Source organism: Chryseobacterium sp. PET-29 (assembly GCF_025736815.1).
Classification (GTDB): domain Bacteria; phylum Bacteroidota; class Bacteroidia; order Flavobacteriales; family Weeksellaceae; genus Chryseobacterium; species Chryseobacterium nepalense.
In genome coordinates this window covers 853,833-868,044 of the sequence record NZ_CP107053.1, presented here as the reverse complement: position 1 = coordinate 868,044, position 14,212 = coordinate 853,833, and the positions used below count along the sequence as shown (strand labels likewise).

The 14,212-nt window shown below is 36.3% G+C and carries 12 protein-coding genes; 4 read left to right on the top strand and 8 right to left on the bottom strand.

Annotation, left to right across the window (positions count from 1 at the left end; all coding sequences use genetic code 11):
• The first annotated feature begins 22 nt into the window (after positions 1-22).
• From ODE14_RS03775 to pdeM, 3 genes are all read left to right on the top strand, one after another.
• Positions 23-1,207, top strand: coding sequence for a sigma-54-dependent transcriptional regulator (locus ODE14_RS03775; protein ID WP_248393565.1), 1,185 nt, complete (start codon positions 23-25; stop codon positions 1,205-1,207).
• A 93-nt stretch (positions 1,208-1,300) separates the two neighbouring features.
• Positions 1,301-2,683 carry an MATE family efflux transporter gene (locus ODE14_RS03770; protein ID WP_263603022.1) on the top strand — a complete coding sequence of 461 codons (1,383 nt, stop codon included), beginning with the start codon at positions 1,301-1,303 and terminating at the stop codon, positions 2,681-2,683.
• Positions 2,684-2,704: 21 nt separating this feature from the next.
• Positions 2,705-3,349, top strand: a complete 645-nt coding sequence (pdeM, locus tag ODE14_RS03765) for a ligase-associated DNA damage response endonuclease PdeM (protein ID WP_263603021.1) — start codon at positions 2,705-2,707, stop codon at positions 3,347-3,349.
• Positions 3,350-3,351: 2 nt separating this feature from the next.
• Here the strand turns inward: pdeM and ODE14_RS03760 are convergent, their stop codons facing one another.
• The 4 genes from ODE14_RS03760 to ODE14_RS03745 are packed head-to-tail and all read right to left on the bottom strand — an operon-like array spanning position 3,352 to position 6,390.
• Positions 3,352-3,873: a GNAT family N-acetyltransferase gene (locus ODE14_RS03760; protein WP_263603020.1), complete on the bottom strand. Its 522-nt coding sequence runs from the start codon at positions 3,871-3,873 to the stop codon at positions 3,352-3,354.
• 1 nt (position 3,874) lies between these two features.
• A complete protein-coding gene (locus ODE14_RS03755; protein ID WP_248393569.1) occupies positions 3,875-4,459 on the bottom strand; it encodes a nucleosidase in 585 nt (194 codons plus the stop codon).
• Positions 4,460-4,484: 25 nt separating this feature from the next.
• A complete protein-coding gene (locus tag ODE14_RS03750; RefSeq protein ID WP_263603019.1) occupies positions 4,485-5,183 on the bottom strand; it encodes a DsbA family oxidoreductase in 699 nt (232 codons plus the stop codon).
• A 22-nt stretch (positions 5,184-5,205) separates the two neighbouring features.
• Positions 5,206-6,390 (bottom strand): MFS transporter, encoded by a 1,185-nt coding sequence (locus ODE14_RS03745; RefSeq protein WP_248393571.1) that lies wholly within the window; start codon positions 6,388-6,390, stop codon positions 5,206-5,208.
• Positions 6,391-6,534: 144 nt separating this feature from the next.
• On the opposite strand from ODE14_RS03745, the gene ODE14_RS03740 reads away from it, so the two are divergent.
• A complete protein-coding gene (locus ODE14_RS03740) occupies positions 6,535-7,266 on the top strand; it encodes an MBL fold metallo-hydrolase (protein WP_263603018.1) in 732 nt (243 codons plus the stop codon).
• A 14-nt stretch (positions 7,267-7,280) separates the two neighbouring features.
• On the opposite strand, the gene ODE14_RS03735 is transcribed toward ODE14_RS03740, so the two are convergent.
• The 4 genes from ODE14_RS03735 to ODE14_RS03720 all read right to left on the bottom strand — a co-directional run bounded on the left by ODE14_RS03735 (position 7,281) and on the right by ODE14_RS03720 (position 14,011).
• Positions 7,281-7,622, bottom strand: coding sequence for a helix-turn-helix transcriptional regulator (locus tag ODE14_RS03735; protein WP_072882520.1), 342 nt, complete (start codon positions 7,620-7,622; stop codon positions 7,281-7,283).
• Positions 7,623-8,377: 755 nt separating this feature from the next.
• Complete coding sequence (locus tag ODE14_RS03730) at positions 8,378-8,911, bottom strand: DUF1697 domain-containing protein (RefSeq protein ID WP_263603017.1); 534 nt, start codon at positions 8,909-8,911, stop codon at positions 8,378-8,380.
• Positions 8,912-8,949: 38 nt separating this feature from the next.
• Positions 8,950-10,437: a hypothetical protein gene (locus tag ODE14_RS03725; RefSeq protein WP_263603016.1), complete on the bottom strand. Its 1,488-nt coding sequence runs from the start codon at positions 10,435-10,437 to the stop codon at positions 8,950-8,952.
• A gap of 88 nt (positions 10,438-10,525) precedes the next feature.
• Positions 10,526-14,011 (bottom strand): DUF2723 domain-containing protein, encoded by a 3,486-nt coding sequence (locus ODE14_RS03720; RefSeq protein WP_263603015.1) that lies wholly within the window; start codon positions 14,009-14,011, stop codon positions 10,526-10,528.
• Positions 14,012-14,212: the final 201 nt, after the last annotated feature.

Genomic DNA, 14,212 nt, shown 5'->3' with positions numbered 1-14,212 from the left:
AAAAAAATCTAAATTTGCAACTATGCAAAAAATCCTTATTGTAGAAGACGAAAAAGCAATCTCCGGAGTACTCCAAAGTATTCTTTCCGATGAACTTACAGAATATGAATTTGTAATCGCCGAAGACGGCCTTGAAGGTTATAAACAGGTAGAAAAAGAAGATTTCGCACTGGTGATTTCAGATATTAAAATGCCTAAACTTTCCGGAACCGAACTTTTGAAACAGAGTTTAACCCTTAAGCCGGAATCCACTTTCATTATGATTTCAGGACACGCAGACATTGATTCTGCTGTTTCCTGCCTTAAAGACGGCGCATATGATTTCATCTCCAAACCTATTGATATCAACAGACTGATTACCAGTGTAAAAAATGCTTTAGCCAAAGAAAGCCTGAAGAAGGAAAACAAAAACCTTCAGACAGAAAACAAAACGCTTAAAAGAAAGGTAAGCAAAAAATATCAGATGATTGGTGAATCTGCAGGTTTAAAGAAGATTCAGGATATGATCGAGAAGGTAGCCGTATCTGATGCAAGGGTTTTAATTACGGGGCCAAACGGAGCCGGAAAAGAGCTTGTAGCTCACGCTATCCACAACCAGAGCGACAGAGCCAGAGGGCCAATGGTAGAAGTAAACTGTGCCGCGATTCCCTCCGAGTTGATAGAATCTGAGTTGTTCGGGCACGTGAAAGGATCTTTTACGGGAGCAATTAAAGATAAACAGGGAAAATTCGAGCAGGCCAACGGTGGAACTATTTTCCTGGATGAGATCGGTGATATGAGCCTTATTGCCCAGGCAAAAGTTTTAAGAGCATTACAGGAAAGCAAAGTATCTCCTGTAGGAAGTGATAAGGAAATAAAGGTTGATGTAAGAGTTCTTGCCGCTACCAATAAAAACATGCAGAAAGAAATTGAAGCCGGAAGATTCCGTGAGGACCTTTATCACAGACTTTCTGTTATTGAAATCTATGTACCGCCATTGGATGAAAGAAAAGAAGACATCAAATCTCTGGTTGAACATTTCGCCGGAATAATCTCTGATGAGCACGGAACTGCTCCTAAGAAATTTGATGATAAAGCTATCGAAGCTTTAAAAGCACTTTCCTGGACAGGAAATATCAGAGAGCTGAGAAACGTTGTGGAAAGGCTGATCATTTTAGGAGGAAACACTGTTTCTGCCGACGACGTTGCAAGTTTTGTAAGGAAATAATGTAAGTATTACTTCAAATAAATTATGAAAATTGCAGTATCAAATGTTACTGCAATTTTTTTTGATTAAAAACGATATGAACCTTAAACTATTATGAACTTTTTAAATAAAAACTATACAAAAGAATGCCTTACACTGGCCCTTCCGGTAATGCTTACACAGGTTGGACAGGTTTCGGTAAATCTTTTTGACAATATTATTGTGGGAAAACTGCTGGGAGCTGATGCACTTGCCTCTGTTTCATTGGGAAATGCTGTTTTTTTCTCCATGTTTGTGCTTGCTTTGGGATTTTCCTTCGCTATTCCGCCGCTTGTTTCGGAGGCTCATTCGAAGCATGACCATAAAACCATCAACTCGGTTTTCAGTCATGGCTTTATCATCAATATGACAGTCGGAATTATTTTAATGGGAGTTCTGCTTTTAGCAATGCCGTTGCTTTACCATTCGGGGCAGCCGGAAAAAATTATTCCGGATACGGTAGATTTCCTTACCATTATGGCAATCAGTATTGTGCCTTTTATGGCTTTTCAGACTCTTCGGGAAGTTTCGGAAGGGTTATCGTATACGATTGGTGTTACAAAAGCCACAATTATTGCGAATATTATCAATATTGTTTTAAATTATGTTTTCATTAAAGGTTTGTTCGGGCTTCCGCCAATGGGAGTAAAAGGTTCCGCATTAGCCAGTCTTATTGCCAGAATATTTATGGTGGTGTTCCTGTATTTCGTCCTTTTGAATCAGGAAAAAACCAGACGCTATATCAAAGATTTTTCTTTAAAAATTGAAGTGTTTTCTAAAAAAATGTTTGATAAAATGGTGAGATTAGGTTTGCCGACTGCCCTCCAGATGTTTTTTGAGGTAACGGCTTTTGCCGGTGCAGCTTTTATCTGCGGACTGATTTCAGCACATGATATCGCTTCCCACCAGATTGCTTTAAGCATGGCATCATTTACATTTAATTTATGTATCGGGTTCAGTGTTGCTTCTACAGTGATGATCGGCAGAAAACTGGGCGAACAAAACTTTACGGAATTAAGAAAAGTTGGAATTAACAACCTGAAGATCGCTTTTATTTTTATGGCCATCTGCGGAATTGTTTTTATCCTGGGGAGAAATATCCTGCCTACTTTTTTCACCAAAAAAGAAGAAGTTGAAGTAATTGCACTGGCTGCAAAATTAATGATCATTGCCGCTCTATTCCAGCTTTCGGACGGAATTCAGGTTACTGCGTTAGGAACCCTCAGAGGAATGCAGGATGTAAAAGTTCCCTCCATCTATACTTTTATTGCCTACTGGATTATTACGATTCCGCTAGGATATTTTCTTTGCGTAACCTTAAAAATGGGAGCTTTCGGAATGTGGATTGCATTAGGTCTCGGACTTACAATTTCCGCTTTATTTCTGGTAAAAAGGTTTCTTAATCTGTCTGCGAAAAGAATTAAAAGTAATATGAAAAATGAATTGAAAGCACAATAATCAACAAGTATTCTGAAAAGAATGAATGTACAGACAAAAAAAATAAAGATCCGTCAGGAAACATTTACCCTTACCAATCAAAGGGCTTTATTCTGGGAAGAGCAGAAAGCCCTTATCCTTTCAGATCTGCACATCGGAAAAACAGCTCATTTCCGGAAAAACGGAATCGCATTAGCCAACCAGATCATGAAAAATGATCTCGAACGGCTTTCGATCCTTATTGAATATTTTAAGCCAGAAAAATTTATTGTCGTTGGAGACCTTCTGCACGCCGGTGATAATTCTGATGTAGATGAATTCTGCAGCTGGAGAAACCAGTACAACGATCTTGAATTCCATCTTATTGAAGGAAACCACGACAGGATTTCCAAAAAACTGGAATCCAAATTATGCTTAAATTTTAAATCTGAATTAATGGAAATTGAAGATTTTATGCTGATTCATGATTTTGAAAAAAAGCATTCTAAGTTTCAGATTACCGGACACATTCATCCGGGATTTGTAATCAATTCCGTGGTAAAAAAAATAAAGCTTCCCTGTTTTGTTGTGACAGAGAACCAGCTTTTGTTACCTGCATTCAGTGAATTCACCGGGCTTGACACCAAAAATCTCCCTAAAAAAGGAAGATTTTATGTATTTACTGATGCCGAAATTTATGAGATCTAATCTTATTCCAGCACTTTTTTCATCATCAGGTCGGTCTGTTCATCATTTCCTAAGCGGAAGATATGTTTATCAAATTCTGTAAAACCGTTTTTAGTATAAAAGTTTACCGCTTTTTTATTTTCTTCCCAAACACCCAGCCAGATGTACTTTTTATTCTGCTGTCGAGCAATTTCCAGAGCTTTATCAAACAGAAGCTGTCCTACTTTTTTACCTTGATGGGACCTTTTAACATAAATTCTTTCGATCTCAATAGCCGTCCCGTCCTGAAGCTCGGTCTGAGCCTTTCCTGAATTTACTTTCAGATATCCTACCGGACTTTCATCTTCCCACGCGATAAAAAATTGTGATTCCGGGGTATTAAGTTCTTTCAATATTTTTTCTGAAGCGAAACTTTCAGCCAGATATTTCTGCATTTCTGCCTCTGAGTTATGTTTTGAAAACGTTTCATAAAAAGTTTCCTTTCCAATTTGCTGAAGGGTTTGAAGATCTGCTGAAACAGCTTTTTTCAGAACTATTGATGTCATACTATTTTAAAAATAAAATTTTATTAAATGCTTCTGAAGCAAGATGTACCTGCACCGTCCAGTCATCTGCAGCCTCGCTTCCCGCATCATCGGAAATATATTTCAGGCAGAGGAATGGAATGTTTTCTTTCATGGCAATCAATGCTAACGGGTAAGCTTCCATATCAACAACATTATAATCTGCTTCAGAATGATTCATTTCAAAGCTGTCTCCGCTGCCGCAAATTCCTTCAGGAAGGCCATTTCTTTTTAATCCATATTCGAGAACAGGCGGAATGCCGGACAATGGTGTTTCGTACAGGCTAAATCCAAGTCCTCTCACATCCATATCCCGCTGGATAAATTGTGTACAGCAAACGACTTCTCCTTTGTGGAAACTCTTGCTTCCGGCAGAACCGAGGTTTATAATTAACTTTGGCCTTCTCCGGTGAATTTCTTTCGTCAGCTCCATTGCAGCATTTACTTTTCCAATGCCAGTGATGAGTTTATTTTTATCATTAAAGACTTTTCCTGCTTCAGAATCTAAAGCAAATACGAAAAGAGTTTCGTCTAACGGAAAACTGTGATTTTCATTTACTGTAATCATAAAATGATTTTTATTTGAATATTATCTAAATACTGCATCCGTCTGTTCCACAGGAATTATCATCTCCCGAAAGATTTTTCAGCGGAGCTACGGTTTCGTCATAGGTCTGCTGAAGCGCACCGGCGAAAAAATCAACAGGCTGTGCTCCGGAAACGGCATATTTTCCATTCAAAATAAAAAAAGGAACTCCTGAAATTCCGTGATCTTTCGCTTCGGAAAAATCATGTTTTACCTCATTATCAAATTCTTCTGATGTTAAAACCTTTCGGGCTTCATCTGTATTTATTCCCAGAGAGCCGGCAATATCAACAAGTGTATTGATATCTCCCACATTTTTTCCTTCGATGAAATGAGCAATAAAGAGGGCTTCTTCCATCTCATTGGCTTTTTTATACTTCTTTGCTAAATGTAATAATTTGTGTGCAGAAAAGGTATTGGTAATGATCGCTTTGTCAAAATTAAAGCTGATTCCTGCCGTATTTCCCATCTGTGAAACCTGTTCTACCATCTGTTTTGCCTGAACTTCAGGTACTCCTTTTTTCTCTCTGAAATAGTCAAAGGTTGTTTTTATTTCCTGAGGATTCAGTGTTGGATCAAGCTGGAAGCTTTTCCATTCTACTTCTATTTCATCTTTGAAAGGCAGTTTTTCAAGCGCTTTTTCAAAATTATTTTTCCCGATATAGCAAAACGGACACATGACGTCTGACCAGATTTCTACTTTCATCGTATTTATTTAGTTTAATTATTTATATTTTATTTATTTTTCTGCTGAAAAGGAGATGCGCCGTTAAAGCCAGAGCGCCCATTGCTGTTCCTACAAAACAGACACCGCCCCACTGGTAATAATGCCACGCAACGGAAGCAAGCCATGTTCCCAGAGAGCCGCCTATAAAATAAGACACCATATAAACGGTATTGAGCCTGTTTACAGCATTGGATTTTATTAAAAAGAAGTCTGTCTGATTCATAATATGGGCAGATTGAACGCCAAGATCTACCAGAACAACACCCACAATAAGTCCCCAATAGGTTTCCCCGGCGAAATAAGTAAATGCCCAACTGATCAATACTACTGATAAAGCATAAATAATAATTCTGTTCAGATCGAATATTTTTTGCAGCTTTCCAACCCTTGCTGCAGCTAAAGCTCCGGCTGCTCCGGCCAGACCAAAACTCCCCACCACTGATGAACCGGCATTAAACGGTGGTTTTTCCATGTGGAAAACTAAAGTCGTAAACAGCGCGCACATGGAACCGAAAGCCATTGCTCCGCGGAATGAGGCGAGCCGTAAAACAGGCTGTGTTTTAGCCAGGTGAAATACCGATTTCATCAGATCGCCATAGGTTCCCTTAAAATTCGGGGGAAGTTCAGGAAGTAAGGTATATACAGCAATCCAAACAAAGATCATCATTCCTGATGCTATTCCGAACATGGTTCTCCAGCCCCAGATTTCTCCAACAACACCCCCGATGAAACGGGACAAAAGTATTCCCAGCAAGAGTCCGGACATAACCAATCCGATATTTGATGATTTTTGTTTATCCGTTGAAAGTTCCGCTGCGATAGGTATAAACAGCTGAGGAATTACAGAGGTTACTCCTATGAGCAGGCTGGCAATATACAGCATCCACAGTTCCTTTGCAAATGTCATCCAGACCAATGAAAAAAATACTAACAGCAAATCTATAAGAATAAGCTTTTTACGGAATAGTTTGTCTCCTAGCGGAACAATCAGTAAAAGCCCGGCTGCATATCCCAGCTGGGTAAGCACGGAGATTTTTCCTGCTGCAGATTCGGAAACCTGCAGATCTTCCGAAATCAATGAAAGTAAAGGTTGGTTATAATAGATATTTGCTACAACAAGCCCTGAAATGATGGTCATGAGCCATATTACAGTACGTGAGATCCCACCGGTAGAATTCAACTGCATAATATTGTTTAAGGATGTGCGGAATTAACGACACAAAAATACTTATTTTATGATAAACAATACCTGAACTTTTATCGCTTTTAGCGATGATTCTAATTGATGGAAAAGGTTTCCGGAATCAGAATTTATAAAGAAATTTGCACCATGAAGATTATACCGCTGAAAGAAGGAAATTTTTCTACAAATAAAAACAAAAATTTCACCCTCTTAACAGAAGAAAATATCCATACGGCAAAAGGAATTAAAATGTCTGTAACTCCTTATCTCATTACTACAGAAAAAGATGTTATTTTGCTGGATGCAGGAATCGGTTGGAAAAACGAATCAGGAAAGACCGTTATCTCCGAGCTTATGGAAAATGAAAATATTGCACCGGAAAAGGTAACCAAAATATTGCTTTCACATCTGCATAAAGATCATATTGAGACTACTGTTACGCGTACAGGAGAAAATTTTAAAGCAACCTTTCCCAATGCTGAAATATTCATACAAAAACGGGAACTAGAATATGCTATGAACAACAGGGACAGCCACTCTTTTGATTTTGACACTCTGGAAAAACTGATCAGTCTGGACAATATTGTATGGATGGATGAAGACGGCGGATCTATTACGGATGAAATTTATTTTGAGGTTGCCGGCGGCCATACTCCTTTCATGCAGGTTTTCTGGATAAAAGATGGTGAAGAAACCGTTTTTTACGGAGCTGATGACCTTCCGCAAGAGTCCTATCTGAAATATCATCTGGCTTATAAAAGTGATTTTGATGGAAGAAAAGCGATGGAACTAAGATTGAAATGGCAAAAAGAAGCAATTGAAAATCATTGGAAGATTTTGTTGTATCATGATCTGGACAAAGCAATTCTGCAGTTTTAAAAATAAAAAATGGTTTAAAGTTCATTAAACCATTTATAAATATCAATATTAGATGCAATATTCAATTTTTTTCTCAGCCTGTTCTTCCTGTTTTGAATGGCTTTAGGAGTAACAAAAGTATAGGTTGCAATCTCCTTTGTTGTTAAATTGAGCTTTAAATAGATACAAAAAATAAGCTCAGAATTTTTTAAATTGGGCTGAATACCAGACAATTTCTTAAAAAAGTCCGGATCCACTAATCTGAATTTGCTCAACAGACGTGGAGAATTTTCTTTTGCTAATGCCAAAATTTCATCCTGCACAAAAATCTTTTGGTTTAAATCTTCTAAATTGAATTCAGTCTTTTCGTTTTTCATAATGTTTTCTCATCTCTACTAATTCCTGTTGTAAGCTTCAGCATTATTTTTTTTTATAAAAACCTCCTAAGAGTTATTCCCCGTTTTTTAAAGTTTTTATTTTTATGCTTGATATTTTATCATTTTGAAAATTGGCCTGTCTTAGTAGTAATTACGTTTTTCCTGCTTTTTGCATTTAATTTTAAAATATTTTCACAAAAAATGCGATTATATTTTAGGTAAAGACAAAGAAAGAAAAAATGATTAAAATTTTCCTGAATTAAAATACCACATACATACCACGCCAGTTCCTTTAATGCTGCCTTTATCCTTTACATCAGGTCGTTTAAAATATTTCAATAATCTGAGAACAAAACTAAAGTATTCTGAAATTGTTTTTTATGATTGTAATCAATAGAGATAAAAAATGTGAATTATTTTTATTATGAACTACATAAATCATTAATTTATAATAAGAAGCAGATCGTATTCATAGTATTACTGCGTTATAGTAACAATTATATTATTTTGTCACGTTTTCTGGTATGAAACAATTATTTTCCAGAAAAGTGTACATCTTAAAAATAATTTGTACAACTTAAATACTTGTAAGAATTTTAGAATTTATTTTCCGAGAGAGAGAATATGTGAATTTTCAAATCAGTGAATAATCATTTACAAATTTGAATTTTTGATAATAAGCATGTAAAGAATTTCGACAGAATTTCAGTTCTTATTTGGCAGAACCGATTAGAAAAAGCTCAGTATTTTCAAAATCACATTTTGCTGAATGCTTTTAAAATCTTCTCAAAAGTATTGATGTTTCTACTCGTAAATTGATCTTTAAGACTTTTCTTACCTAAAATTTTACCGAATACAGAATCCAGAGTATTTCCTTTCGGTACCTGCCAGTAAAAAATATGATCAATGATTTTAGCTTCTTCCTGCGGAGTTTTCGCTGCAGATTCAAATTCCTTCATCAAAATATTTTCAATTCCCTCATTTCCGATAAAACTGTAGCAATGAAGGTTTTCATTTTTTGCAAAAGGATTTCCGTTCCAGAACTTTTCGGTTTCGGGTTGAGATTTTATAAATAAAAAAGCTTCATATGAAAAATGATCAGACATTGCTTTTTCAAGAATGTTTTTTAATTCTTCCGGTTTTTTTTCCGAGGTGAAAAGAATGTTCCCTGAAGCAAGTACCGAAATTACATTCTCTGCTCCTGCCTTTTTGAATACATCACCTACTTCGGCCATTTTCATATTGGTCCCTTTCACATTCACTCCCCGCAAAAATGCACAGTATTTCATTTTTTAATTTAAATTATGACGTTGAAAATCTTTCGAAATTAATCAATTCTTTCATATAAATTGTAATCTGACCCGGAAGGTTTTAAAATATAGATTTTCTGCAAAATAAAATGATTACTTCTCAAATGATCTTTCACACGGAATTCTTTGATGAGTTTATAATGAAGTTTTATATATTCTGCATTTTCAGATTTAAATAAATCATCATAAGAGAGCAGATATTTGGGCTTTCTGTTCTTTATTGTGTTGATCCAAAAGTTCTTTTTGTCTTTTCTGATTTCATCCTGAACTTTTTTGTCAACCAGCCCTACTTCATCAATTGTTTTCAGTCCTGAAAAATAAGGAACATACCCTGCCGGTTCAAGAAAAATCCATTGATTTTTATCTTTTTCATAAGAATTTAAAAAAAGACCTATTGTACGTCTGTAGTTCCATTCACCATTTCCGGTAGCGATCGCATGAACTGTCTGAAAAGTCAGCATAGGAATGCTGTAGAATATTATTAATAATGTCAGCCAGAGGTTTCTTTTTATTTTCTGCTCGAGAACAAAAAGTAAAACAGGAACAAAAAGTAAAATCTGAGGCACCCAGTAATACCAGTCGAACATACTTTTCTGAGACAGGAAAATCAGCTGTTTTACCCATCCGAAAATGAAAATAATCCATAAGAAAAAGTTTCTCTTTTCTTTTTGCCTGATTAAATAAATAAAACAAAGCCATTCAAAAACAAGCAATACAATAGTGAACGGATTGAAATTTCCCGGAAGCTTGAGCATTCCCCAGAAATTTCCGAAATTCTGTATAAAATGATCCAGGTTTTGATGGAATGTATAATATTTATCATAGGCCAGTTTTTTAGCGACAATCGTATTATTAACAATTTCTCCGAAATACAGCCAGTTAAAGGCCAATAAACCGGCCGCCCCTAAAATTCCGCCAAAAATATAAAGCCAGCGTATTTTTTTATTCCATAAAATATCAATGATAAAGACAACTCCCAGAAAAATTACGGTATCAATTCTGGTGAATATAATTAAGACCGGCAATACGATCTGAGCCCATTTTTTACTTTTACCAAAACCATAATACAAAAGCATCATTTCAAGAAAGAAGAGAATGCCGTATTCCATTCCGAGAATCGAAATTTTTATAGCCGGTGGCAAAATTCCTATTAAAAAAATAAATAGAGCTTTATTCCAGACATTTTTCAGCAACAGATGTGAGAGAAAAAGGCTGCCGATAGTAAAAAGTATCGAATTGAAAATAAGCAGCGGCTCAATAAAATTTTCCTTTCCGAAAATCAGGTTAAAAATATAAGAGACAAAAACATATAAATGCGTTGTGGAAGCTGAAATTTTATCATTCCCGTTGAATCCGATTACTCCGTAATCCAGGAGATTCTGAGCAACCCTCCAGGTAATGAATGCATCTTCCTGAATGTAGCGGGTTAATAAAAATAATAATTTTAAAAGTACTGTAACAAGTACCGCATAAACCGGGATTCTATGATTTTTTATTTCTTTCATTGTGTTTCTTTGTCAGGACAAATATACTCTTTTTAATTATTTGATTCCCAACATAAAAAAAACGGAACCGAAGTTCCGTTTTTATTTATTATTGTGTCGCTTTAATGATTGCGTTGGTAATCTGGCTTTCCTTTTCTTTCGAATAAGTGGAGTCAAAAGGTTCCATAATATCAAATAAATATTGGTAGAATGGTGTGATCTTCTGTACCTGCTCAGATTCATTCATTGCTTTTTCCTTGCCCATTTCTTTAAGATTTTCAACAAAAGTATTGAATTTCTTGTCGATTGGTTCAATGGATTTTACGAGATAATCATATGCTTTTTCTTTCTGTCCAATTCGAGTGTAAGCATCCGTAACCGCAGAAATGACTAATGAATATTCCATCGGCTTTGTTCTGATCTGCCTTCTCAGATAGTTCTGATCCGACTTGCTGAGACTCATATAGTAATCGTATTCTTCAAAAATACCTTTCTTCAGTACTTCTGCCAGCTTTAATCCTTTACTTTCCTGACCTGAAACGATATATCCGTAAACCAATGAACTCAATGAACGAGGATCATTATATTTTTCTGCAGGAATCTCCCTTGATGCCAGATCAAGAAGTTCAATTGCTTTTCCTTTTTGTCCCATTGTAGCCAACGCCGCCGCTGCTCTGCTTGCAGAAGATCTGTAGCTGATGATATTGGAAGTAGCCGTCTCATCGAAATGTGTATTCAGATCTTTAAAATTACCCCATCTGAAGTTTTTAACAACATTATATAAAGAATTCGCATCTACTCTTCCCAATTCACCGTCCGGTGTCTGAGGAGTATGGATAGGAATCAGCCTGTAGCTAAATCCGTCGAATTGAAGATATTCATCCAGATAGAAAACATTCTCACTGTCGTAGATTCCTCCTGAAGAGAAACTGATTGGCCTTTTCCAGTCGAAATTAGCCAAAATATCAAGCATAATCAGATTGTTTTTATACAATGTATTAGCTTTGTACGTAATCATGATCTGATTTACTGTGTTCGGGAGATCAGCTGCATTGATAATCCCTGAATTTACCGCATTGGTTTTATTTACAGGAAGAATGAATTTATTAACCGGTAAAATATTGTATTTTTCATATTTTTCCTCTCCGAAATACATTTTCAGAAGCTCATTTTTCGCAGAAGATGAATGTTTAAGAAAATTCAGAGCTTCTTTCATCGTCATAGAATCCTGAACAAGATATTTTCTGAATTCCGCAAACTCTGTTTCAGGAGCTCCCTGTTCTTTAAGCATTGAGAAAACCCCTTCCCAATCTTGTTTTTTCATCATATAGATCTGGTCGTTGGTACCGTCTCTGTAATCATCATGCGTTAAAACACCCGGAACAGCCGCCGCATTATATGTTCTTCTTTTGATCTGATCAATATTCCATGGAGTGGAAGCAAGGGTAAAGTTAACCACTTTTACGTCGTCTCTGAACTGCTCCGTCTCCTGGATCGCCCAAACCGGATATGTATCATTATCACCATACACGAATAAAATATCATTCTTAGGCAAAGATTTCAATACAGAATATCCATAGTCATATGAGGTATACCGATTGTGCCTGTTATGTACATTATAATTCTGGAAGCCCATCATAAAAGGTACTCCCAAAAGAACCACTCCCGCAACGATATTGGCTGCGTTAGATTTAACTTTAGACTGCAGGAACCAGAGAATGGCCGCCGCACCCAAGCCAATCCAGATGGCAAAAACATAAAACGAACCCACCATTGCATAATCTCTTTCTCTTGGTTCAAATGGTTTTACACCGGTATAGAAAATGATTCCCACACTCATTAATACGAAAATTGAAAGCATGGCATAGAATCTGCCGAAGTCTTTATTCAATTGGAAAAAGAAGCCGATAAGTCCTAAAAGCAGTGGTAAAAAGAAAAATTTCACCGTACTTTCATTTTTAAATTTTGCAGGCATTTTATCCTGATTTCCTACAATGGAATCATCAATAAAAGAAATTCCGGAAATCCAGTTTCCACGAGTGCTTTCCATATTTCCTTCAAGATCATTCTGACGTCCTACAAAATTCCACATCAGGTATCGTACAAAGTAATATCCATTCTGGAAAGTAATAAAATAATCCAAATTCTGTCCTAAAGAAGGTCTCTGAACATTGATAAGATCGTACGGTCTTACTTTTAAATAATCGGAAGCAGTAATCGTTTTATCTTCATATTTTTTTCTGAGTTCATCAAAAATCTGCTTTGCTTCAGGGCTGTCTGAAACATCTTCGTTGCCATAATTAAAGCTAAAGTCTGGCGCGCCGTACATAGAAATGTAGTTGGCCATAACATCTTTATCTTCATTAAACATTCTCGGCATAAAACCGACATGCGCTTTATTGAATACATAGTTGAAGCGGTCTCCGGTCTTTCTGTACGTTCCGGTTTTCTCATCCTTTTCATAGATCTCACCGGTTTTTTGTGTCTTGAAGCTTCCGTCTTCATTTTTTTCAATTCCTTTAGCATCAAGATAAGCGGTATAGTTTTGACCGTAAATCGTTGGCCAGTCACCGTACTGTTCTCTATTGTAATAATCCAGCATCCCGATAGCGTTGTCCGGATCATTAAGGTTCATCGGCGGATTGGCATTTGCCCTGATAGGAATCACCATCCAGCATGAAAAACCAATCATCATAAATACTACAGATAAAGCGATGGTCTGAAATATATTTCTCTTCATCTTTCTGGTGTAGGAAATGAGGAAATAACAGATCGCAATCATAATGATAAACGCAGCAATTGTTCCTGAATGGAAAGGCAAACCTAATCCATTAACAAAGAAAATTTCAAGTTTTCCGAACATGGTCATGATGAACGGGAAAATTCCTTTAAAAACAATCGCCAGAATTAAAAGCGTTATACCGTTGGCCCAGATAAAATTTTTCCAGGTAAAAGTGTATTTTCTGGCATAATAAATAAAACATACAGCAGGAATCGCAAGCATACACATCATGTGTACTCCTACAGAAAGTCCCAGAATAAAGAATATCAGAATAATCCATCGTTCATTGTCCGGAAGCTGGTACTCATTTTCCCATTTGGTAATCAACCAGACTAACAGTGCAATAAACATAGAAGCCATGGAATATACTTCCCCTTCCACCGCGGAAAACCAGAAGGTATCTGAAAAGGTAAAACATAAAGCTCCTACAATTCCCGCAAAAAGAATGGAAATTTCCTGATGTTTGGTAATTTCGTCAAAATCCTTATTTAAAAGTCTTCTCACCAAATGAGTGATAGTCCAGAATAAAAACAGGATCGTAAACGCACTGAACAATGCGGACATCGCATTGATTACGATAGAATAATTTTCGCCATTTCCCAATGCAAACATGGCTGCCACAGCACCCACAATCTGAAATAATGCGGCTCCGGGAGCATGCGTTACTTCAAGTTTTACCGCCGAGGAAATATACTCGCCACAATCCCAAAAACTGAAATTCGGTTCTATGGTGGACAAGTATGTAATAAATGCAATGACGAAAACTACCCATCCTAGAACGGTGTTCCATCGCCTGAAAGTCCAATTTTTCATAGTATTAAATCAATTACGCGAAAATAAGGCTTTTCTATGATTTAAGGCGGTTTTTAACAAAATTTAAAGAATTTGGCTCGTTTTTTGAAAAGTTTATCTGTTGAATAGTAATATAAAATTTTTTTTATCTATTTTAGAGGTTAGAAATCAAAACAAAAGTTTAGAAATAAATTTATTTTTTTGTATTTTTGCCGACAGATT